At 58.8% G+C, this 23,374-nt stretch carries 18 protein-coding genes; 7 read left to right on the forward strand and 11 right to left on the reverse strand.

Annotated features, from left to right (window positions below; translation table 11 throughout):
* Positions 1–10 precede the first annotated feature (10 nt).
* Positions 11–604: a transcriptional regulator BetI gene (gene betI / locus MKleb_RS07245; RefSeq protein WP_025107048.1), complete on the reverse strand. Its 594-nt coding sequence runs from the start codon at positions 602–604 to the stop codon at positions 11–13.
* Between the two features lie 128 nt (positions 605–732).
* On the opposite strand from betI, the gene betT reads away from it, so the two are divergent.
* On the forward strand, positions 733–2,766 hold the full coding sequence (gene betT / locus MKleb_RS07250; protein WP_025107047.1) for a choline BCCT transporter BetT: 2,034 nt from the start codon (positions 733–735) through the stop codon (positions 2,764–2,766).
* A gap of 222 nt (positions 2,767–2,988) precedes the next feature.
* Positions 2,989–3,141: a Hok/Gef family protein gene (locus MKleb_RS07255; protein WP_004130292.1), complete on the forward strand. Its 153-nt coding sequence runs from the start codon at positions 2,989–2,991 to the stop codon at positions 3,139–3,141.
* A gap of 197 nt (positions 3,142–3,338) precedes the next feature.
* On the opposite strand, the gene MKleb_RS07260 is transcribed toward MKleb_RS07255, so the two are convergent.
* The 8 genes from MKleb_RS07260 to MKleb_RS07295 all read right to left on the reverse strand — a co-directional run bounded on the left by MKleb_RS07260 (position 3,339) and on the right by MKleb_RS07295 (position 12,503).
* On the reverse strand, positions 3,339–4,124 hold the full coding sequence (locus MKleb_RS07260; protein ID WP_004130297.1) for an SDR family oxidoreductase: 786 nt from the start codon (positions 4,122–4,124) through the stop codon (positions 3,339–3,341).
* A gap of 188 nt (positions 4,125–4,312) precedes the next feature.
* Entirely contained in the window at positions 4,313–5,110 is a 798-nt protein-coding gene (locus MKleb_RS07265) for an SDR family oxidoreductase (RefSeq protein ID WP_004100047.1), read from the reverse strand.
* A gap of 60 nt (positions 5,111–5,170) precedes the next feature.
* Positions 5,171–6,226: an ABC transporter permease gene (locus MKleb_RS07270; protein WP_004848640.1), complete on the reverse strand. Its 1,056-nt coding sequence runs from the start codon at positions 6,224–6,226 to the stop codon at positions 5,171–5,173.
* A gap of 17 nt (positions 6,227–6,243) precedes the next feature.
* Positions 6,244–7,788, reverse strand: coding sequence for a sugar ABC transporter ATP-binding protein (locus tag MKleb_RS07275; protein ID WP_014228343.1), 1,545 nt, complete (start codon positions 7,786–7,788; stop codon positions 6,244–6,246).
* A gap of 1 nt (position 7,789) precedes the next feature.
* Positions 7,790–8,410 (reverse strand): DUF2291 family protein, encoded by a 621-nt coding sequence (locus tag MKleb_RS07280; protein ID WP_025107046.1) that lies wholly within the window; start codon positions 8,408–8,410, stop codon positions 7,790–7,792.
* A gap of 43 nt (positions 8,411–8,453) precedes the next feature.
* The gene (locus tag MKleb_RS07285; protein ID WP_025107045.1) at positions 8,454–9,389 is read right to left on the reverse strand and encodes a D-ribose ABC transporter substrate-binding protein; all 936 of its coding nucleotides are present in this window, start codon (positions 9,387–9,389) and stop codon (positions 8,454–8,456) included.
* Positions 9,390–9,669: 280 nt separating this feature from the next.
* Positions 9,670–11,190, reverse strand: a complete 1,521-nt coding sequence (locus MKleb_RS07290) for an FGGY family carbohydrate kinase (protein WP_025107044.1) — start codon at positions 11,188–11,190, stop codon at positions 9,670–9,672.
* Between the two features lie 362 nt (positions 11,191–11,552).
* Positions 11,553–12,503, reverse strand: coding sequence for a sugar-binding transcriptional regulator (locus MKleb_RS07295; RefSeq protein ID WP_004848649.1), 951 nt, complete (start codon positions 12,501–12,503; stop codon positions 11,553–11,555).
* A gap of 364 nt (positions 12,504–12,867) precedes the next feature.
* Between MKleb_RS07295 and MKleb_RS07300 the strand changes: the two genes are divergently transcribed.
* Together MKleb_RS07300 and MKleb_RS07305 are read left to right on the forward strand one after the other, a co-directional pair.
* On the forward strand, positions 12,868–13,698 hold the full coding sequence (locus MKleb_RS07300; RefSeq protein WP_004848651.1) for a transketolase: 831 nt from the start codon (positions 12,868–12,870) through the stop codon (positions 13,696–13,698).
* Positions 13,691–14,626, forward strand: coding sequence for a transketolase family protein (locus MKleb_RS07305; RefSeq protein WP_025107043.1), 936 nt, complete (start codon positions 13,691–13,693; stop codon positions 14,624–14,626). The genes MKleb_RS07300 and MKleb_RS07305 overlap by 8 nt, the downstream gene beginning before the upstream one ends.
* Positions 14,627–14,681: 55 nt before the next feature.
* On the opposite strand, the gene entD is transcribed toward MKleb_RS07305, so the two are convergent.
* Positions 14,682–15,305 (reverse strand): enterobactin synthase subunit EntD, encoded by a 624-nt coding sequence (gene entD, locus MKleb_RS07310; protein WP_025107042.1) that lies wholly within the window; start codon positions 15,303–15,305, stop codon positions 14,682–14,684.
* Positions 15,306–15,373: 68 nt separating this feature from the next.
* Entirely contained in the window at positions 15,374–17,623 is a 2,250-nt protein-coding gene (locus tag MKleb_RS07315) for a TonB-dependent siderophore receptor (RefSeq protein WP_025107041.1), read from the reverse strand.
* Positions 17,624–17,895: 272 nt separating this feature from the next.
* Here MKleb_RS07315 and fes point away from each other — a divergent pair, with 272 nt between their 5' ends.
* From fes to entF, 3 genes are read left to right on the forward strand one after another with little or no spacing between them, the layout of a single operon-like run.
* On the forward strand, positions 17,896–19,095 hold the full coding sequence (gene fes / locus MKleb_RS07320; protein ID WP_217076549.1) for an enterochelin esterase: 1,200 nt from the start codon (positions 17,896–17,898) through the stop codon (positions 19,093–19,095).
* Positions 19,096–19,122: 27 nt separating this feature from the next.
* The gene (locus MKleb_RS07325; RefSeq protein WP_025107039.1) at positions 19,123–19,326 is read left to right on the forward strand and encodes an MbtH family protein; all 204 of its coding nucleotides are present in this window, start codon (positions 19,123–19,125) and stop codon (positions 19,324–19,326) included.
* A gap of 10 nt (positions 19,327–19,336) precedes the next feature.
* A complete protein-coding gene (gene entF, locus MKleb_RS07330; protein ID WP_102803114.1) occupies positions 19,337–23,218 on the forward strand; it encodes an enterobactin non-ribosomal peptide synthetase EntF in 3,882 nt (1,293 codons plus the stop codon).
* Positions 23,219–23,374: the final 156 nt, after the last annotated feature.

Genomic DNA, 23,374 nt, shown 5'->3' on the forward strand with positions numbered 1-23,374 from the left:
GGGTCCTCCATTAGTGAGAAGTCGGTGGCAGATATTGGCTGATGAAGTGCTCGGCGAGCGTTTCGGCGCGGGCTTTATCCAGCGGTTTACCGCTCAGCGCCGCGCGTAGCCACAGCCCGTCGATCAGCGCGGCGAGACCGTATCCGGCCTCCTGCGCCTCTTCGCGCGGCAGGGCGCGCTGAAACTCATAGACGATATTCGACAGCAGTCGCCGGCTGCTGACCTGCTGCAGGCGATAGAGCATCGGCTGATGCATGCTGCTGGCCCAAAAGGCGAGCCAGGCCTTCATTGCCGCGCTGCTTATCTGGCTGTCGTCGAAGTTTCCCGCCACGATGGCGCGCAGGCGTTCCTGCGGGCCGGCGCCGGGCAGGGCGTGCAGACGGCCCAACACCGCCTGGCGCAGCTGGCCGGTGATATCGCGCATCGTCGCTTCCAGCAGGCCGTTCTTATCCTTGAAATAGTGGCTGATGATGCCGGTTGATACGCCAGCCCTCCGGGCGATCTGCGCGACGGTGGCATCGTGCATTCCCACTTCATTGATGGCGGCCAGGGTGGCGTCAATCAGCTGCCGCTGCCGTATCGGTTGCATCCCCAGTTTGGGCATTTCTCAGACTCCATTCATCAGCTTTGTTTATCTATTAAAGCGGTTTTTGATTGGACGTTCAATATAAAATGTGTCTTAATTGTTGCCGATTTTGGTTCTAATAGTTGCAAAAACAGTAAGGAGAATGGATGACAGACCTTTCGCCGAGCAGAGAAAAGGACAAAATCAATCCGGTGGTTTTTTACACTTCCGCCGGACTGATTTTGTTGTTTTCCCTGATGACTCTCTTCTTCAGCGATTTTTCCGCGGCCTGGATTGGCCGTACCCTGAACTGGGTTTCCCGCACCTTTGGCTGGTACTATTTGCTCGCCGCGACGCTCTATATCGTGTTTGTTGTGTGCATCGCCTGCTCGCGTTTCGGTTCGGTGAAGCTCGGGCCGGAACATTCGAAGCCGGAGTTTAGCGTGCTCAGCTGGGCGGCAATGCTGTTCGCCGCCGGTATCGGTATCGACCTGATGTTTTTCTCCGTCGCCGAACCGGTGACCCAGTATATGCAGCCGCCGGAAGGGGCGGGGCAGACCATGGAGGCGGCGCGCCAGGCGATGGTGTGGACGCTGTTTCACTACGGGTTGACCGGCTGGTCGATGTATGCCCTGATGGGGATGGCGCTGGGATACTTTAGCTATCGTTATAATTTACCCCTGACCATCCGCTCCGCGCTCTATCCGATCTTCGGCAAAAAGATTAATGGCCCAATCGGCCACAGCGTGGATATCGCCGCCGTTATCGGCACCATTTTTGGTATTGCCACTACGCTCGGGATTGGCGTGGTGCAGCTAAACTACGGCCTCAACGTGCTGTTTGATATTCCGGACTCGCTGGGCGCGAAAGCGGCGCTGATCGTGCTGTCGGTCATTATCGCCACCATCTCCGTGACCTCCGGGGTGGATAAAGGCATTCGTATTCTTTCCGAGCTTAACGTTGTGCTGGCCCTCGGGCTGATCCTGTTTGTCCTGTTTATGGGCGACACCGAGTTTCTGCTCAACGCGCTGGTGCTCAACGTTGGCGACTATGTGAATCGTTTTATGGGCATGACCCTGAACAGCTTCGCCTTCGATCGTCCGGTAGAGTGGATGAACAACTGGACCCTGTTCTTCTGGGCGTGGTGGGTGGCGTGGTCGCCGTTTGTCGGTCTGTTCCTGGCGCGTATTTCACGTGGACGCACCATTCGTCAGTTTGTGGTAGGAACGCTGATTATCCCGTTCACCTTTACCCTGCTGTGGCTGTCGGTTTTCGGCAATAGCGCGCTGTATGAAATCATCCACGGCAATGCGGCCTTCGCCGCCGAGGCGGTCGCCCACCCGGAGCGCGGCTTCTATAACCTGCTGGCGCAGTATCCCGCGTTTACCTTTAGCGCTTCGGTGGCAACGATTACCGGCCTGCTGTTCTATGTGACCTCCGCGGATTCCGGGGCGCTGGTGCTGGGTAACTTCACCTCGAAGCTGAAGGATATCAACAGCGATGCGCCAAACTGGCTGCGGATCTTCTGGTCGGTGGTTATCGGCCTGCTGACCCTCGGGATGCTGATGACTAACGGCATTTCCGCCCTGCAGAACGCGACGGTGATTATGGGGCTGCCGTTTAGCTTCGTGATCTTCTTCGTGATGGCGGGATTGTACAAGTCGCTGAAGGTTGAGGATTATCGCCGCGAGAGCGCCAACCGCGACACCGCCCCGCGACCGCTCGGCGTGCAGGATCGCCTGAGCTGGAAGAAGCGCCTGTCGCGGCTGATGAACTATCCCGGCACGCGCTATACCCGCCAGATGATGGAGACGGTGTGCTTCCCGGCGATGGAAGAGGTGGCGCAGGAGCTGAAGCTGCGCGGCGCTTACGTCGAGCTGAAAAGCCTGCCGCCGGAAGAGGGAGACAGCCTGGGCCATCTTGACCTGCTGGTGCATATGGGCGACGAGCAGAACTTTGTTTATCAGATCTGGCCGCAGCAGTACTCCATTCCCGGCTTTACCTACCGGGCGCGCAGCGGGAAGTCGACCTACTATCGTCTGGAGACCTTCCTGCTGGAAGGGAGTCAGGGCAACGACCTGATGGACTACAGCAAAGAGCAGGTCATTACCGATATTCTTGACCAGTACGAGCGTCATTTGAACTTTATCCATCTGCATCGCGAAGCGCCGGGCAACAGCGTGACCTTCCCCGGAATGTAGGTCATCTAAACGTTTTCTGAAAAAGGATTGCGGCTGGTTAAATATACAGTGAATTGCGCAGGGAAGCGTATGATGGCGGCGGGTGCCTGAGGCTTTCTGCGTTCAGGCTTAGGTGAGGATTCAGAAAGACGAAGCCCCAGGAGATGTTCCCATCAACCTGAGGCTCACGATCCAACCCTAGCACGTTGGATAGTAGCCTCTTCTTCGCATGGAGGCAACGAGATGCTGACAAAATACGCCCTGGTGGCAATCATCGTGCTGTGTCTGACAGCGCTGGGATTGACGTTAATGGTGCGCGACTCACTGTGCGAGCTGAGCATCAAAGAACGTAGTATGGAGTTCAAGGCCGTTCTCGCTTACGAAACGAAGAAGTAGCCGGTATGCGGGGAGCTATCCCCGCTTATCCGCAGGCTGGGTAAGGAACCTTAAGGCACCTTTTTTTTTCTGCTTATGGGGGCAGGATGGACGGCGAGAGAACATCGACCGGTTAAAACAATCGCGCCGCCACCCTGCATACTGCTTCGCTGACGTCAACCTCACCCTTACCGGCATTTTTCTAAGCTAAATCCGTTCTACCAGCAGACAAAACCACCATCAACCACCAGGTCAACGCCGGTGCAGAACGAGGCGGCATCGCTGGCGAGGAACAGCGCCGGGCCGGCCATCTCCTCAACCTTCGCCATGCGCTGGATCGGCGTCTGGCTTTCGAATTCGCGGGTCTGATGAACCATCTCAGGACGCGTGTTCATCGGCGTGGCGGTATAGCCGGGGCTGATGGAGTTGACCCGAATCCCTTTGCCGATCCACTCCATCGCCAGGCTTTTTGACAGGTGGATAACGCCCGCTTTAGAGCAGTTATAGTGCGCCTGATCGAGACCGCGGTTAACGATAATGCCGGACATCGAGGCGATATTAATAATCGAACCGCCGCCCGTTTCCTGCATCAGTTCGGCTTCCGCTTTGCAGGAGTTCCACACGCCGGTCAGGTTAATATCGATAACCCGCTGCCACTGCTCGGTTTCCATCTCCAGCGCCGGATTGGCGTTGGCAATCCCGGCGGCGTTGACGGCTATATCGAGGCGGCCAAAGCGGCTTTTCGCTAATGCCACGCCGGCGCGTAGGTCGCTAAGCTGGCGCACATCACCGGTGTAGAAGCAGGCCTCTCCGCCGATGGCTTCAATATTTTTGACGGTTTCGGCGAGGCCGCCGTCTTCGCGGAGATCGAAGCAGACGACCCGAGCCCCCGCGCTGGCGAGCCCGTAAGCAATCATCTGGCCGATGCCGCTGCCCGCGCCGGTGACAAAGGCCACGCGGTCCTGCAGGTTAAACAGCTGTTGGGCAAAATCTTTTGCGATCATAGTTATTACTCTCTAAAAAAATATTCTTTAGCATGCCCGGTGTTGGCGTTCCCGGAGGCGGCGCGTTGCGCCTGTCCGGGCTACGGGGCTTGTGCCGTCGGGTAGTCGGGTAGCCCGGACAGGTGCGCAGCACCGCCTCCGGGACATGATTTGTGTAGCCTGACCTGAAAAATGCCAGGCTGGCGGCATTACGACATAATCAAGCCGCCATCGATATTGATGGTCTGCCCGGTGAGGTAGCGCGCATCGTCGGAGGCGAGAAACGCCACCAGCCCGGCAACGTCTTCCGGTTTGCCGGCGCGCTTCATCGGAATGCCTTCGACCCACTCCGCCATCAGCTCGCCTTTACCGTAGCGCTTCTGCTCGGTGCTGAGGATTTCGCCCCAGACGCGGTCGTTGTAATCCCACATCTCGCTTTCGATAATGCCCGGACAGAAGGCGTTAACGGTGATATTCCACGGCGCCAGCTCGTGCGCCAGGCTTTGGGTGATGCCGATCACGCCCATTTTGCTGGCGGCATAGTGCGGGGTGTAGATAAAGCCCTGACGACCCTGGCCGGAAGAGGTGTTGATCAGGCTGCCGTGGTTCTGCTTGACCATATATTTGGCGGCTTCGCGGCAGCACAGCCAGACGCCGGTGGTGTTAACGGCGAGCACTTTTTCAAAGTCGGCTTTCGGCATGCGATCGTAATAGTCGATAGTGATCACGCCTGCGTTCTGGATAGAGACGTCGATGGTGCCGAAACGCGCTGCCGCCTGCTCGTACAGCGACTGCACCTGCGCTTCGTCGGTCACATCAACCTGTAACGACAGGATGTCGGCCTGGTAGCGCTGGCGGAGGGTTTCCGCCGTTTCGTGGACGCGCTCGGCGTTAGAGACCATCACCAGATTCGCGCCGTCGCGCGCAAAGCGCTCGGCAATACCTGCACCGATTCCGCGGCAGGCGCCGGTGATAACAACCGTTTTGTTCTGGAAATTTCTTTGCATGTTTTTCATCCCTTATAGAGGCCGGACGGCAGAGCATCCGGCGGGGTAATAAAGACGTGATTAGCTGGTGGCGCCTGCCGCCGCCAGCTTCTCCTCATGGCGGCGCATCAGGATGACTTTGTTCTGCAGTTTCTGCTGGAACTGGTCGACGACGACGGCGGTGACGATAACCACCCCCTTAATGACCATCTGCCAGAAATCGCTGACCCCCATCATCACCATGCCGTCGGCGAGGAAGACGATGACGAACGCGCCAATGATTGACCCGGTCACCCGGCCGCGACCGCCCGCCAGCGCGGTTCCGCCGAGCACGGTGGCGCCAATGGCGTCCATTTCGAACATATTGCCGGTCATCGGGTGCGCGGTTTGCAGCTGCGAAGCGACGATAAGGCCGACGAACGCTGAGCACAGGCCGGAGAAGGCGTAAACGAAGATTTTTGCCTTGACGATAGGCACGCCGGCCAGGCGTGCGGCGGATTCGTTACCGCCGATAGCGTAGATATAACGGCCCAGCGGGGTTTTGGTGGTCAGCCAGTAGCCCAGCAGCAGGAAGCCGATCATCAGCCAGATTGGCAGATAGATGCCCAACAGCGTCCCGGATCCCAGGGTGGAGAAACCGGTGTTGCCCAGCGCTTCCATGCCGTTGAGGTTGGGGTAGGTGCTGCCGTCGTTGAACAGCAGCGCCGAGCCTCTGGCGACATACATCATGCCCAGGGTGCAGATAAAGGGCGCGACGCCGAAGCGGGTGATGACCGCGCCGTTAACGAAGCCAACCAGCACGCCGAAGAGCGCCACGCAGAGGATCACTTCCGGTACGTTGAAGAAGATAACGCTGCCGTTCCATAAGGGCAGGCCGTTGGTTAACAGCGCTCCGGCCACCATGCCGCAGATGCCGGCCACGGCGCCGACGGAGAGGTCGATACCGCCCGTCAGGATAACCAGCGTCATGCCGATGGCCAGCAGGCCGGTGATGGCCACGTGCTGGGTCATAATCAGCAGGTTAGATGTGGTCAGGAAATTCGGTACCATCACGCTGAAGAACGCGATAACCAGCAGCAGAGCGATGAACGTTCTGGCCTTCAGCAGGTACATATAAATCATATATTTCTGGTTCATGATGGGTTCCAGCCTGATTAATCTTGAGGTGTTGAAGCCGCGATTAATTTTTCGCGGGTCACCGCATGACGCGGTAAATCGGCGGTAATCCGACCGTCGGCCATGACCAGGATGCGATCCGCCAGCGCCATCACTTCATCCAGCTCCGATGAAGAGAACATCACTGCCAGACCCTGCTGGGCCATTTTGCCGATCAGATGATAAACGTCGGTTTTCGCGCCGACGTCGATACCGCGAGTGGGCTCATCGAGAAACACCACCTCCGGCTTCGTCATCAACGCCTTGCCGAGCACCACCTTTTGTTGGTTGCCGCCGCTGAGCGAGGTGACAGGCAGATCGGGGTCGCTCACCTTGATTGCCAGTTCGCGAATCATCTCTTTGACGCAGGCGATTTCTTTCTGCGGATTCAGCCATTTCCACGCCCGGCGAAATCCCTGCAGGCTGAAATCGGATAAGGTCATATTTGATTGAATCGACATCATCTGCACCACGCCTTCGCCCTGACGGTCTTCAGGCACCAGAGCCAGCCCTTTTTTCAGCCGCGCCTGGAACGGGGCCTTTTCGATATTTTCGCCGTTGAGATGGACGTTACCGCTCTGGCAGGGCATCAGGCCGACCAGGCCTTTAAACAGCTCCGTGCGTCCGGCGCCGAGCAGGCCGTAGATGCCGATCACTTCTCCCTTACTTAAGGTAAAGGTCACATCGTTGAGCTTATAGCCGCCGCTGGGGTGCAGCGCCGTCAGACCTTCAACGGCAAGGACCGCTTCGCCTTTCGGCGCCGGCCGGTAGTCGAAATGTTTTTTCTTATCGCCGACCATCTGTTCGATAATCCACGGAATACTGGCGTCGCTGACCTCGCGCTCGCTGATAAAGCGCCCGTCGCGGAAAATAGTGATGTGGTCGCCAATTTCCATCAGCTCTTCCAGACGGTGGGAAATATAGATAATGGTGACGCCGCGGCGTTTAAGCTGTTCGATCACGTTAAACAGGATTTTGACTTCCGACTGGCTGAGCGCGGAAGTGGGTTCATCCATAATTAATACCCGGGTGTCCTTAGAAAGCGCGCGCGCAATTTCCACCAGCTGCTGATGGCCAATGCCTAATTCGCCAAGCTGGGTGTAGGGATCGACATTCAGCTCCAGTCTTTCCAGTAATGATTTGGCTAACTCATATTGATATTTTTCGTTAATCTTCCCTTTTTGAAAGAATTCGTTAGCCATAAAAATATTATCCATGACGTTCATATTCGGGAATAAATTTAATTCCTGAAAAATGATGCTGATTCCCTGCTTTTCAGCCTGATGCGTCGAGCTAAGGGTCACCGGGGCGCCATCAAGAATAATTTGACCGGAAGAGGGTGTTTCAACGCCAGCAAGCATTTTCATCATGGTGGATTTACCCGCACCATTTTCACCGATCAGAACGTTTACTTTATTTCGATAGACCCGGTAATTCACGCTATCTAAGGCGACAACGCCCGGATAAACGCGAGATAATTCGCGAGTTTCGATAATAACTTCAGAGTCGACTGGTTGGGAATTGACGAGTTCTTGCCGCTGCATGTTATTGCCCTCCCAAACGAACAATTTTGGCTGGCGTAATATCAGGCATGGTCTGCGGAATATCCCAGGCCGAGAACACGCCGTACACCTGTACCGCTTCGCCGGTTTTCACCTGCGCCGTCTGGATCATCTTGACCGCATGTTCGTTAATCGCCCGGCTATATTCGCCAAACAGCACCTGATCGTTAAAGTCCTGATAGCTGGCGCCCTGATAGCCGTCGCGTAATAATGTGCCGCGCAGCGTTGGGCCAATTTGCACCACCACGTTGCCGCCACTGATATCCTCAATCGTCATTTTTCCGCTGCGCGAAGCGGAGTCAATTTTACTGATATTGCCTTCGACTTTGACGTAAAACACGCAGGGGTTTTCGTCCTGAGCGCGATAGCCTAAGGTTTTGCAGGCGCTATCGATATCTTTCGCCGCGCGCAGGGCGGTCATCAGCTCGGCAACGGGGCGGGCTTTAGCCACAACCTGGGGAACCAGCTGGTCTTGCCATGTCCGATCGATATCCGCCATATGCGGGTTGGGCGGAGATTTAAGATCGGCCAGCTCCTGCTGAGAGACGATACGACAGCCCCCGAGCGCAAGAATAACCAGCGTCAGCGAGATTTTTTTATACATAATACGCTCCTGTGCGCCCCGGACGGGGCGCAACAACCCAAAATCAGGATTTGATATTGAAGTCCTGCACTTTGTCTGCATTGTCCTGAGTAATCAGAATGCCGCGGAACATCACGCGCTGCTTGGCCGGTTTTTCACCTTTTTGCAGGTAGTTATCGAGGTCGGTCACCCCCTGAGCGGCGATAGCCTGCGCCTGAAGCATTACGGTGGCCTGCAGGGTGCCGGCTTTTACCGCGTCGCGCTCATCGTTGCTGCCATCGATACCGACCACCACCACATCGTTACGATTCGCGGCTTTCAGCGCGGCAATGGCGCCGAGGGCCACAGGACCGTTGCCGCAAATCACGCCTTTCACGTCGGGGTGCGCCTGCAGAATACTGTCCATAATGCGCTTGCCGTCGATTAACGTGCCTTTCGCGTCCTGCTTAGCGACGCTGACCATATCCGGGTACTGGTCAATCACCTGGTGGAAAGATTTAGAGCGGGTCACGCAGTTATTATCCGCAAGGTTACAGGTCAGTTCGGCATATTTGCCTTTCTCCGCCATTTTCTCGACAAATACGTTGGCGACTTCAGAACCGGCCTGGAAGTTATTATGGGTAATTTGCTCCAGCGCGATATCATCGACAGGAATTTCGCGGTTAATTAAAACCACCGGAATACCCGCTTTCTTCGCTTTTGCAATGGCGGCGACGCTGGCGGTGGAGTCGGCGTTATCCAGAATAATGCCCTGAACTTTTTTACCGATGGCGGTATCGATCAGCTCATTCTGTTTTTTGACATCTTCGCCATGCGACAAAATGGTGGTCTGGTAGCCCAGCTCTTTGGCTTTCTCGCTAGCGCCCTTGGCTTCAGAGGCGTAATAGGGGTTATCCAGCGAGTTAACCATGATCATGATGGTGCCTTTTTCTGCCGCCTGGGCAGCGAAAGAAAAGGCGGTCAGGGTAGCAGCGGTTAAAAGCGTTAAACGTAATTTCATGACAATTTTCTCTCTTGGTTGTTATTGTCGGGTACGGTGAAACAACGTAAGGCCTGTAAATCGAGTTTATGGGCCGGGGTTCTCCTTTTGTTGATGATTAAGAGCCTATCCATTAGGGCTATTTTACTGGCCATTTTGAACCAGGGCAGTGCTCAAAACCCTCACGTACTACGTGTACGCTCCGGTTCTTCCGCGCTGTCCGTGTTCAAACTGCCTGCGCCAATAACGCCTACTGGGATAGGCTCTAAGGTGCGTCACGCGTTCGATTCCCTGGTGGGCGTCAGGCGGACGTTGCCGGTTTCCATAATGTTCTGTTCACCGCATGGCGCCACTCCTGCCATCTTTTCTGCAGGCGCTGGTGGCGGGCCATATCGGGGATAAATTCGCTGTGTTCGGTTAAAAACGCGTTCAGGTCGGTCACCGATCCGGGATTCAGGGCTTTGCGCGCGAGCAGGGCCGCGCCAATCGCCGACAGCTCGGCAACGTCGCTGCGCATCACCGGACAGCCGAGCAGGTCAGCCTGATACTGCATTAGCCAGTCGTTCCTGGTTGGGCCGCCGTCGACCATCAGCGCCGTTAAGTGGAAGTCGTCCTGCTGGCGCATCGCCACCACCACATCGGCGATTTGATAGGTAATGGATTCCAGCGCGGCGCGAATCAGATGGGCGCGCTTGACGCCGCGGCTCAGGCCGCAAATCACGCCGCGGGCGCTGTCATCCCACCACGGGGCTCCCAGGCCGGTTAACGCTGGCACAAAATAGACGCCCAGCGTGGAGTCCACGGAGGCGGGCAGGGTGTTGAGTTCATGCGCCAGTTCGGCATCGGAAAGTTCGCTCAGACCGGTGCTGTCCGCCATCCACGCCACGGCATCGCCGGTATGCGGAATATTACCTTCGAGTCCGTAGGTGATGCTGTCGCCGTCGTGCCAGGCGATGGTGGTGGCCAGCGCGTCGATATCGCACTGTGCGGATTTTACCGGCGCCATCACCGATGACCCCGTACCGTAGGTGGCTTTCACGCAGCCGAGTTCACCCAGCGCGTGGCCAAACAGCGCGGCGTGGGAATCCCCGACCATCGCCATTACGGGAATACCGTCAGGGATAGCGTTCAACCCCCGGGTATAGCCAAACAATCCGCTGGAGGGCTTGATCTCCGGCAGCGCGGCGCGCGGGATCTGGAACAGCGCCAGCATGTTGTCATCCCACTGGCCGGTTTGCAGGTTCAGCAGCTGGGTACGCGCGGCATTGGAGTAATCGCAGCAGAACGCCTCGCCCTGGGTTAAGTTCCACAGCAGCCAGCTGTCGATAGTGCCGAGGCAGATTTCTCCGCGCTCAGCCAGCGCGCGCCCCTCAGGAAGAGATTCCAGCAGCCAGCGCATTTTCGAGGCCGAAAACAGAGGCGCAATCGGCAGGCCGGTCACGGCCTTGATTTGCCGCTCTTTGTCGCTGTGGCGCAGTTCATCGCAAAACGCGGCGCTGCGGCTGCACTGCCAGGTGATCGCGGCGTTGATTGGCTTACCGCTCTGGCGATACCAGCCGATCGCGGTCTCGCGCTGGTTACTGATGGCTAATGCCGCGACATTTTCTGCGCCAATGTGCGCTACCGCTTGCGCGATAACCGCCAGCGAAGCGTCAACCAGGACTTCTCCCGACTGCTCGACCCAGCCTTCACGCGGCGTCTGGATCGCCAGCGGCTGAGAGAATTTCACCACGACCTGGCCGCGGCTATCGAGTACGACGGCTTTGGCATTGGTGGTGCCTTCGTCCAGCGCAATGATGAACTCTTTACGTGTTGCCTGCATTAGGTAGTCTCCTGAGTCACACTTCGTCCTGGCGCGGAGGGGGAAGTCGGCATTCCTCTTTATCGCATTGCTTCTTAGCAGGCCATGATGTGACAATTCGTTTTCACTTTTTTAATCACTGAATATATATTCGATAGTGATTATTTATTTGTTACCTTAGCCAGAAACTTCCCGTCGGGCTACAGGAAAAGTTATCAATTGTGCTGGCAATCACACTTATCCGTTTGGTGAAGCTTCCGGATGTCGGGGGAAAAGAGCGCGGTTTTCTGGTTATATACGATTGAAATATAAAAATTTATTGGCGAAGCCTTTACGCCTGAAGGAAAGCGTAAAGGCTGTGGGAAAGTGTTTGAGTGAGGAAATTACCCGGCGATAAGCAGCCTGGCCGTTGGATAATCGGTGATCAGAACATCGATATAACCGCCTGAAAGCGCGCCTTTGATAGCCGCTACCTTCTCGCTGCCGCCGGCAAGGGCCACCACGTTAGGGCACTTCTTCACTTTCTCCAGCGCCATGCCGATCACAGGATCTTCATCATCGCGTAACACCGCCTTGCCGTTTTTATCGTAGTAGTGCAGGCAAATGTCACCCACGGCGCCGCGTTCCGCCAGCACCTGCAGCATATCTTCGTGATAGTAGTTACCGGACGTTTTGAGCAGCTGCGAAGGTTCAAGGATGCCAATCCCGACGATGGCGATATCGACTTCGTCGAAGCGCGCAATCACATCGGCGACATCTTTGCTGGCCACGAGGCGATTTTTCTCCTCCGTAGAACCTTCGATGCTCTGGGAAGGGAGCAGCCAGGCTTCACAGTTCAGACGCTGCGCCAGGGTCTGGGTCAGGATGGTCGCCTGCACGTTACCGTTAGGACCCACGCCGCCGAGCAGTTGAATCACGCCGTTGGCCTTCAGGTTTTGCGCGTGAACCTCATCAACCATTGCGCGAATAGTCGAACTCCACGACGAGACGCCAATCAGATCTTTCGGCCGCAATCGCGTTTCCAGATAGTGGGCCGCGGCGGATCCGATGGCGCGCTTGATAGTGTGATCGCTGGCGTCCTCTTCGGTATCCACGACGATGGCCTGTTTAATTCCGTAGCGATCCTCGAGGCCTTTTTCAAGATTGAGGAAAATATTCGATGGCTGAACAACGCTGATTTTGACCACGCCTTCTTTTTGGCAGCGGGCGATCGCTCGGGAGATAAATGACTGAGAAAGCGAGAGAAGTTGAGCGATATCGGACTGCTTTCGTCCTTCAAGATAGTAGAGCGTGGCAATCTTAACTAATAGCCGTTGTTCATCCTGCTTAGCCATATATTTCCCCGAAAATCATTTACGTGCAGCCATTATGTTAGAGCTCATTATCATACGCGAAAAGAAAAGACAGTTAAGTGTGATGGATATCTAACTTTCGCCAATCCTCAAAATCAGCTATGGACAAAAACAGAACAGTAGCCGCATAATTGAATAAAGAGTCGTTAGTGAATATATATTCATAGCGATTTCAGGTCAACTGAAAAGTGCCCGGGTGACGTCACGCCCGGTGGTAAGGAGGCAGAATGTTCCTGAGTATGATGCAGCGGCGTAAGCCTTACGATGCGTTGCCTGGGGATGTCTGGTTTTTTTAGTCCCTGACGGAATAAATATTCCAAGTTGAAAATAAATTCAGAGGTATTAAATGAATCCCTATAGCTATGATGTCCAGGCCCTTGAGCGTAAAGCCCGCGCCGTACGTCGCCATATCGTCAGATTGAACGCCAACAGCCCTGCGGGCGGGCACACCGGCGCCGACCTGTCGCAGGTTGAACTGCTCACCGCGCTCTATTTCCGCATTCTGAACGTCGCGCCGGAGCGTCTGGCTGACGACCAGCGCGATATCTACATCCAGTCGAAAGGCCATGCGGTGGGCTGCTACTACTGCGTGCTGGCCGAGGCGGGCTTCTTTCCGGTTGAGTGGCTGGAAACCTATCAGCATGCGAACTCCCATCTTCCGGGTCACCCGGTGCGCCAGAAAACGCCGGGGATTGAGCTCAACACCGGCGCGCTGGGCCACGGTTTGCCTGTTGCGGTGGGGCTGGCGCTGGCTGCGAAAAAAAGCAACAGCTCCCGCCGCATTTTTTTAATTACCGGCGATGGCGAGCTGGCGGAAGGCAGCAACTGGGAAGCGGCGCTGGCCGCTGCGCACTACGGCCTTGATAATCTCATCATTATTAATGACAAGAACAATCTCCAGCTGGCGGGTCCGACGCGCGAAATCATGAATACCGATCCGCTGGCTGATAAATGGAAGGCCTTCGGGATGACGGTCACCGAATGCCAGGGCAACGACATGGCGTCGGTAGTGGCGACCCTGGAAGGGCTGAAGCAGGAAGGTAAACCGAACGTCGTTATCGCCAACACCACGAAAGGTGCCGGTATTTCCTTTATCCAGGGGCGCCCGGAGTGGCACCACCGGGTACCGAAAGGCGAAGAAATTGCACTGGCACTGGAGGAACTGAAAGATGAGTAATGCAGAACACCTGGCGAGCGTGATGGTTCAGGCCTTTATTGATGCGGTCGACCGCGGCGTCGATCTGGTGCCGGTGGTGGCTGACTCCACGTCAACGGCCAAAATCGCGCCGTTTATTAAACAGTTCCCCGGGCGTCTGGTGAACGTGGGCATCGCCGAGCAGAGCATGGTCGGGACGGCGGCGGGTCTGGCGCTGGGGGGCAAAGTGGCGGTCACCTGTAACGCCGCGCCGTTCCTGATTTCCCGCGCCAATGAGCAGATTAAAGTCGACGTTTGCTATAACAACACCAACGTTAAGCTATTTGGCCTTAACGCCGGCGCCAGCTACGGCCCGCTGGCCAGCACCCATCACGCGATTGACGATCTGGCGGTGATGCGCGGCTTCGGTAATATCCAGATTTTCGCTCCGTCTTCGCCGCGCGAATGTCGGCAGATTATCGATTACGCCATCGGCTATCAGGGGCCGGTCTATATTCGCCTCGACGGCAAGGCGCTGCCGGAGCTGCACGATGAAAGCTATCGCTTTGTGCCGGGAGCAGTCGTTACGCTGCGGGAAGGCGAGGATATCGCGCTGGTGGCCACCGGCTCGACGGTGCATGAAATCGTCGATGCCGCGCAGAGGCTGGCCGATGCGGGGATTCAGGCCAAAGTGGTGAGCGTGCCGTCCATTCGCCCTTGCGATACCGCCGCGCTGCTGGCGGCCCTGAAGCCGTGCAAAGCGGTGATAACGGTGGAGGAGCATAACGTCAACGGCGGCTTGGGGAGCCTGGTGGCGGAAGTGCTGGCCGAAGCCGGCGCGGGAATCCCGCTCAAACGTCTGGGGATCCCGGATGGCGAGTATGCGGCGGCGGCAGACCGCGGCTGGCTGCGCAAACACCACGGCTTCGATGCCGCTTCCGTCGCCGGGCTGGCGCAGAAAATGCGCTGACTTTACGCCGGCTTAAACCGATAACCCGCGCGGTCTGCCGCGCGGGTTTTGTTTTTTACGATGCGCAGAGCGTGATGACGTAGTCACCGGCCTTAATCCATTGCAGCCGATACTCCCCGGCGGAGAGCCGAAGAAGCAGATTTCCTTCCTTTATATACGTCACCTCAAAATCGCTGAAACCCACGCCGTTCTGTATTTCGGGCGGGCTGGCCTTAAATGCGCTCTCTTTTGCCGAAAACGCCAGCGTCAGCGCCAGCGCCGACGGCAGGCCGCTGGCGTCCAGCAGGCTTTTTTCCGCGCTATTGACGATGCTGCTTTCCAGCTCGGCCGCGAGGGCGGGAGACAGGATGCGCTCAATATCAACGCCGACCGGCCCGGCGGAGACAACCGCCAGCGCGCTGCGTTCGCAGTGGCTGATGCTGCCATACCACGGCGCGGGCCACAGGGGCTGGCGCCGATCGCCAACGGCAGGCACCTCTTTTTCACCGACTTCCCGCAGCGCGTAAACCGCGGCGATACGCCCCGCGAGGTGCTCGGTCTGCCGCTTGCGGGCGCAGTCGCTTAGCCGGGCATAGTGCGGCAGCCAGAGGAGATCTTCAGGCCGAAAGGTCAATGGGTCGAAATCGACACGCTGCAGCGAGCGATCGGCAAGCTGAATGATAGAACGTTGGGTTTGCATAGGGGGGATGTTAACAGATTCTCCCCGCCGCCCTCTATGGCAAGAGGGCGGGGGGAACGGCCAGACAATCAGAAGTGGGTATTGACGCCCAGATACCAGGTGCGGCCTGATTCGTTATAGGTATTGGCGCCCGCGCCAGCCATATAAGAAACATCGGTCAGGCTACCGGTGGTTTGCGCATTCCCCGCGCGCCAGTGGCGCTTGTCGAAGACGTTATCCACGCCGCCGGTCAGGCTGACGTTTTTGGTCACATCCCAGGTGGCGCTCAGGCCAACGATGCTGTATGGGCTGACTTCATCCGTTTCAGAACCCACCGCTGGCTCACCTTTGTAGTTATATTTCTTCGGCTGCTGCTTGCCGTACCAGGTGAAGGTCGACTGTACGGAAATATCCTGCTGAATCTGCCAGCTCAGGGTGGAGTTCAGGGTATATTCCGGAATAATCGACAGACGATCGCCGGTTTCCTTGTTTTTACTTTGCAGCATATAAGTGATGTTATTGGTCCAGTTCACCGTTTCGCTGACCGGCACGTTCAGGGTGCCTTCCAGACCTTCAACCACCGCTTTAGGCACGTTTTCCCACTGATAGATATCAGTTTTCACTTTACCGTTCGTAGTCTGCGAAATCGGCGCGTAGCCGGCTTCGATTTTATCGCGGTAGTCGTTGCGGAACCAGGTCACCCCCGCCAGCCAGCCGTCGCGTTTAAACTCAAGGCCAATCTCTTTGTTGATGCTGGTTTCGGCTTTCAGGTCATCGTTACCCATCATGTAGCAACCGGTACCGGTGCCGCTGGCGTAGCAGCCCTGGCCTTTGCTATAGAGAATATAGTTCGGGTTGGTTTGGTACAGGCTCGGCGCTTTATAGGCGCGGGCGATGCCCATTTTCAACGTGAAGTCATCCCCCAGCCCCTGAGACAGGTTGAGCGACGGGCTCCAGTTGTTGCCGACGATGGTGTGATGATCGAAACGCAGCGCCGGCGTCAGCATGGTGGTGTCGGTCAGCTCCACGTTGTCTTCGGCAAACAGGGAGAAGATCTCGGCCTTCGAGTATGGGCTACGGCCGGTGCTGTCATAGCCGTCGATATCGCCGCCCATAAAGGTTTGGGTATTTGACGCCAAATCCTTCATCCGCTGCTGGTTCCACTCGGTGCCCAGCGTCAGGTTCTGGTTAAACACCAGATCCAGCGGGATGTTAACTTCGCTGTGCAGCATCACGTCGGCCAGGTCGATATCGCTGAACTGGTTGCTGTTGAAGATACCTTCCGTACCGCCCGCCAGACCTTCGCCTTTACGCGAGTTACGGGTACGTTCGTACTGGGCCCAGTTGCTGGTGGTCACGCCGTTATCCCAGCCGCCGTTCCAGGTGACGGAATAAGTCTGGCGATAGAGGCGGTTCGTCTCTTTCCCGTAGTTCTCTTTCACCAGATCGTTGGTATTGGTGTTCTGCGTATCGCCCGCGTAGAGGTTGCCCTGACGGCTGTAGCCGGATTCAAACTCCAGCGACTGCATCGGGGCGAAATCCCAGCGCACGACGCCGTTAATGTTCTTATTTTTAACCCCTTCACGCCCGGCAGGCATGGTATTAGCGTACGCACCGGTACGCTCTGACTGATGCCCGTCGTTGATATCCCAGGCATCGGCCTGCGTTTTATCGAGGTTGCCCAGCAGGCGGAAGCTGAAATCGCCGCCCAGCGGGCCGCTGAGGCTAAAGTTGGTGCGTTTGGTCGAGCCTTCTTCTTTATGCTCCGGGGCGTTCATGTAGGTGTTCCATGAACCGTGCCATTCGCCGTCGCTTTTCTTGGTGATGATATTGACCACGCCGCCCGCCGCGCCGTTGCCGTAGCGCGCGGCCGCCGGGCCGCGAATGACTTCAATACGTTCGATCAGCTCCGGCGGTACCCATGAAGTATCGCCGCGGGTATCGCGCTCGCCGCGCCAGCCCAGACGCACGGAGTTGCGGCTGGTCACGGGCTTGCCGTCAATCAGGATCAGGGTGTTTTCCGGGCCCATGCCGCGAATATCAATCTGGCGATTATTGCCGCGCTGGCCGCTGGTGGAGTTGCCGGTCAGGTTAACGCCGGGCATGGTACGGATAATTTCCGACACGTCACGCGCAGGCGGGCGTTTACGAATTTCATCTGCGGTAATGGTTGAAACGCCGGGCGCCTGCAGGTTCTGCTCGGCGGCGGTGACGACCATGGTTTCATCAGCGGTTGCGGTTTTGCTATCGGAGGCGGTTTCCGCCGCGCTCAGCGGAAACGCAGCCCCGTAGATTCCCAGATTGACCAGCAAGGCCAGGGATTTGATCCTGTTATTCATTGTAATTCCTGCTTTTTGTCGCCACCTTCTCCAAAAGACCCTTCCCAGCGGGAGGAGAGGCGGTATCAATGTTGCCAGTCGAGGGCAAAGGGCGCTCCGTCGCGGACTAAATGAGCCCTCTCAGACATGTTTAATTTTGAAAGACGCGCTTCCCACAGCGCGCTAATACGCTATTGCAAATGAAAATAGTTATCAATAATATTATCAATAAATATTGCGTTTATTAATGCGTTTGTTGATAAATGTCACGATAAACATAGGGTTGAAAAGGAATGCATAAGACAGGAAGTGACGACTGGTGGCAGCATATCTCCGGCCCGCAAATCGAAGCCGTTGACGGCGCGTATCGGGTAACCTTCTGGTGGCGCGATCCGGCGGGCAACGAAACGTCTTCGGCCATCCAGCGGGTATGGATTTATATCACCGGCGTGACTGACCATCATAAAAATGCCGTACCGCAAACCCTGCGGCGCATTCCCGGTACCGATGCCTGGTGCTGGCAAACCACGCTTTCTCCGACCTGGCGCGGCAGCTATTGCTTTATCCCTTCCGCCCGCGACGACGACTTTTCCCCCCAGCTTTTTAACGGTGACGGCCCGGACCGCGCGCTGCTGCGCGAAGGCTGGCGCAGGCTGCTGCCGCAGGCGATTGCCGACCCGCTCAATCCGCAAAGCTGGAAGGGAGGGCGCGGCCACGCGGTCTCCGCGCTGGAGCTGCCTGCAGCCCCGGAGCAGCCGGGCTGGGCGCTGCGCGATGAACCTTATCCACCTCCGCTCTGCATCGAATGGCAGAGCCAGCGACTCGGCAACCGCCGACGGATATGGGTTTACGCCACCGGCGACGCGCAGCCGCAGGCGCGCCCGCTGGCGATCCTGCTGGATGGCCAGTTCTGGGCAGAAAGCATGCCGGTATGGGCGCCGCTGGCGGGCTTAACCCGCGAAAAACGGCTGCCGCCGGCGGTTTATCTACTGATTGACGCGATTGATAATCCGCACCGGGCCGCGGAGCTTCCCTGCAATGAGGCGTTCTGGCAGGCGGTTCAGGAAGAACTGCTGCCAATGGTTCACCGGCTGGCGCCTTTCAGCGATCGCGCCGACCGCACGGTGGTGGCGGGTCAGAGCTTTGGCGGCCTGGCCTCGATGTTCGCCGCGCTCTACTGGCCCCAGCGCTTTGGCTGCGTGCTCAGCCAGTCCGGCTCTTACTGGTGGCCGCATCGCGGCGGCGCGCAGACGGGTCTGCTGATTGACCGCCTGAGCCGCGGCGAATTACATCCGCAAGGGCTACGTATCTGGCTGGAAGCCGGTATTCGCGAGCCGATCATTTTTCGCGCCAACCAGGCGCTACTGGCGCATCTGGAACAGCAGACGATTTTCTGGCGTCAGGTTGACGGCGGGCATGATGCGCTGTGCTGGCGCGGCGGGCTGACCGCCGGGCTTATCCAGCTGTGGCAGCCTTTATGCCGTGATGAGTAACAACGCGCGCTTTACGAGGAATTAGACATGCAATTCAGTAACCCCTTCGACAATCCGCAAGGGCAGTTTTACATCCTGCGCAATGGCCAGCAGCAGTTCAGCCTGTGGCCGCACTCCTGCGCGCTGCCGGAAGGCTGGTCGGTGGAGTGCCCGCCGCAGTCGTTAGCGGCGTGCAATGACTGGCTGGCGGCAAACTGGTCTACCTTGACCCCCGCCCACCATGCATCCTGAGGAGCCCACGATGACCACACGTTTACCGCTGGTTGCGGCGCAGCCGGGGATCTGGATGGCGGAGCGCCTCTCGACGCTGCCCGGCGCCTGGAGCGTCGCCCACTATGTTGAGCTGCGCGGTGATATCGACCCGATACTGCTCGGCCGGGCCATTGTCACCGGGCTGTCGCAGGCCGACACCCTCAGCATGCGTTTTTGCGAAGATAACGGCGAAGCCTGGCAGTGGGTCGATGAACATCGTGCGTTTGCCGAACCGGATTACCGGGATCTGCGTGCCGCGAGCGACCCGCACGCGGCCGCGCTGGCGCTGATGCAGGCCGACCTCGGACAAAACCTGCGGGTGGACGGCGGCAATCCGCTGGTCTGCCATCAGCTGCTGCGGGTGGGCGATAACCGCTGGTACTGGTATCAGCGTTACCACCATTTGCTGGTCGATGGCTTCAGCTTCCCGGCGATTACCCGCCAGATCGCCGCGATCTACCGCGCCTGGCAGCGCGGCGAAGCGACGCCTGATTCCCCGTTTACGCCGTTTGCCGAGGTGGTGGAAGAGTATCAGCGCTACTACGGCAGCGACGCCTGGCAGCGCGACAAACAGTTCTGGCAGGCGCAGCGTCAGGCGCTGCCGGCACCGGCCTCGCTGTCGGACGCGCCGCTGGCGGGAAGGGCGACCAGCAGCGATATCTGGCGCATGAAGCTGGAGGTGGATGCCGGGGTCTTTAGCCGGCTGGCGGCAGGGGCGCCGCAGTGCCAGCGCGCCGATCTGGCGCTGGCGCTGACCGCCCTGTGGCTGGGACGGCTGTGCAGCCGAACGGACTACGCCGCGGGCTTTATTTTTATGCGCCGCATGGGCTCTGCGGCGCTCACCGCTACCGGCCCGGTGCTCAACGTTCTGCCGCTGGCGGTCACTATTGACGCCGGGGAAACGCTGCCGGAGCTGGCCACGCGTCTTGCCGGGCAGCTGAAGAAAATGCGCCGCCATCAGCGCTATGACGCCGAACAGATTGTGCGCGACAGCGGCAGAGCGGCGGGCGATGAACCGCTGTTTGGCCCGGTGCTCAATATTAAAGTCTTCGACTATCAGCTGGATATCGACGGCGTGGAGGCCATTACCCACACCCTGGCCACCGGCCCGGTCAATGACCTGGAGCTGGCGCTCTTCCCGGATGAAGCCGGGGGGCTGTCGCTGGAGGTGCTGGCAAATAAGCAGCGATACGAGGAACGGACGCTGCGTAACCATATCTCCCGACTCTCCGCGCTGCTGGCCCAGTTTGCCGATAATCCGACCCTGCGCTGCGGCGAGGCGAATATGCTGTCGGCGGCGGAAACGGAACAGCTGCGGCAGGTCAACGCGACCGCCATCGACCTGCCGCTCACCACCCTGAGCGCGCTGGTAGCGGAGCAGGCGGCGAAAACCCCGAATGCCCCGGCGCTGGCGGACGGCCGCTGGCAGTTTAGCTACCGCGAGATGCGCCAGCAGGTGGTGGCGCTGGCTGAACAGCTTCGCGCGCGGGGCGTCAAGCCGGGCGATAGCGTCGCGGTCGCGCTGCCGCGTTCGGTATTCCTGACGCTGGCGCTGCACGGTATTGTTGAGGCCGGCGCCGCGTGGCTGCCGCTGGATACCGGCTATCCCGACGATCGTCTGCGGATGATGCTGGAAGACGCCCGGCCGTCGCTGCTGATTACCTCTGAAGATCAGCGGGCGCGCTTTAGCGATATTCCCGGCCTGGAAAGCCTGTGCTACCAGCAGCCGCTGGCGGCGGGCGAGTCCGCACCGCTGGCGCTCTCACGGCCGGAGCATACTGCCTATATCATCTTTACCTCCGGCTCTACCGGGCGACCGAAAGGGGTGATGGTCGGGCAAACCGCCATCGTCAACCGCCTGCTGTGGATGCAGGACCACTATCCGCTCTGCGCTGACGACGTCGTGGCGCAGAAAACGCCGTGCAGCTTTGATGTGTCGGTCTGGGAGTTCTGGTGGCCATTTATCGCCGGCGCGCAGCTGGTGATGGCCGAGCCGGAAGCCCATCGCGATCCGCTGGCGATGCAGCGGTTCTTTGCCCGCTATGGCGTCACCACCACCCACTTTGTGCCGTCGATGCTGGCGGCGTTCGTCGCCTCGCTGGAGGCGGAGAACGTCGGCGCCTGCCAAACCCTGCGCCGGGTATTTTGCAGCGGCGAAGCGCTGCCGACGGCGCTGTGTCGGGAATGGGAGCAGCTGACCGGCGCGCCGCTGCATAACCTGTATGGCCCGACGGAAGCGGCGGTGGACGTTAGCTGGTATCCGGCCTGCGGGCCCGAACTGGCGGCGGTAAGCGGCACCAGCGTGCCGATTGGCTGGCCGGTGTGGAATACCGGGCTGCGCATTCTTGATGCCGCCATGCGCCCGGTGCCGCCGGGCGTGGCGGGGGATCTCTACCTGACCGGCATTCAGCTGGCGCAGGGCTATCTGGGGCGCCCCGATTTGACAGCCAGCCGCTTTATTGCCGACCCTTACGCGCCGGGCGAGCGCATGTACCGCACCGGGGACGTTGCCCGCTGGCTGGATAACGGCGCCGTCGAGTATCTCGGGCGCAGCGACGACCAGCTAAAAATTCGCGGCCAGCGGATTGAGCTGGGCGAGATTGACCGCGCGATGTCCGCGCTGCCGGACGTTGCGCAGGCGGTGGCTCACGCCTGCGTCTTCAATCAGGCGGCGGCAACCGGCGGCGATGCCCGTCAGCTGGTGGGCTACCTGGTTTCTGACTCCGGTCTGCCGCTGGACGCCGTCGCGCTCAAAGCGCGGCTTGGCGAACAGCTGCCGCCGCATATGGTGCCGGTGGTGCTGATACAGCTGCCGGCGCTGCCGCTGAGCGCTAACGGCAAGCTGGATCGTAAAGCGCTGCCGTTACCCACGTTGAGCGGTGAGCGCAGTGGCCGTCCGCCGGAGCCTGGCGTGGAAACCACCGTCGCCACGGCCTTTAGCCAGCTGCTCGGCTGCGAGGTGAACGATATCGACGCCGATTTCTTCGCCCTCGGCGGCCATTCGCTGCTGGCGATGCGCCTGGCGGCGACGCTCGGCCGCGAGCTGGAGCGGCAGGTGACGCCGGGGCAGGTGATGGTCGCGTCTACCGTCGGCAAGCTGAGCGCGCTGCTGGCATCGGACCTCAGCGATGAGCAGGCGCAACGGCTGGGCTTCGACGCTCTCCTGCCGCTGCGCGAGAGCGACGGCCCGACGCTATTTTGCTTCCATCCTGCTTCCGGTTTTGCCTGGCAGTTCAGCGTGCTGGCGCGTTATTTAAGCCCGCGCTGGTCGATCGTCGGCATTCAGTCGCCGCGACCGCAGGGACCGATGGCCACGGCGGCGGATCTGGATGCGGTGTGTGAACATCATCTGCACACCCTGCTGACGCAGCAGCCCCACGGCCCCTATTATCTGCTGGGCTATTCGCTCGGCGGTACCCTGGCGCAGGGGATTGCCGCCCGGTTACGCCAGCGCGGCGAAGCGGTGGCCTTCCTCGGTCTGCTGGATACCTGGCCGCCGGAGACGCAGAACTGGGCGGAGAAAGAGGCGAACGGCCTGGATCCTGAGGTGCTGGCGGAGATCGCCCGTGAACGCGAGGCGTTTCTGGCCGCCCAGCAGGGGCAGGCTTCCGGCGAGCTGTTCAGCGTTATCGAAGGCAACTATGCCGATGCGGTGCGCCTGCTGACCACCGCGCACAGCGCGAAGTTTGACGGTAAGGCGACGCTGTTCGTGGCGGAGAAAACCCGTCAGCCGGGGATGGACCCGCAGGTGGTGTGGGGGCCGTGGGTCGGCGAGCTGGAGGTGTTCAGCCAGGATTGCGCACACGTGGATATTATCTCTCCGCAGGCCTTTGAAGCGATCGGCCCGGTGCTCAGGGAGATATTGGATTAGGGGCAGATGAACTCCCGGGTTGCGGCTAACGCCTTACCCGGGCTACCGTTTGTGCCAGATTGGGTAGCCCGGCGAAGCGCAGCGCGAGCCGGGAAGCATTAGCGCCAATGTATCAGCCCGGCTCATTTACCGGAGGCGGCACCTGACACGGCTGTC

The organism is Klebsiella sp. PL-2018, assembly GCF_019048985.1.
GTDB lineage: Bacteria > Pseudomonadota > Gammaproteobacteria > Enterobacterales > Enterobacteriaceae > Klebsiella > Klebsiella michiganensis.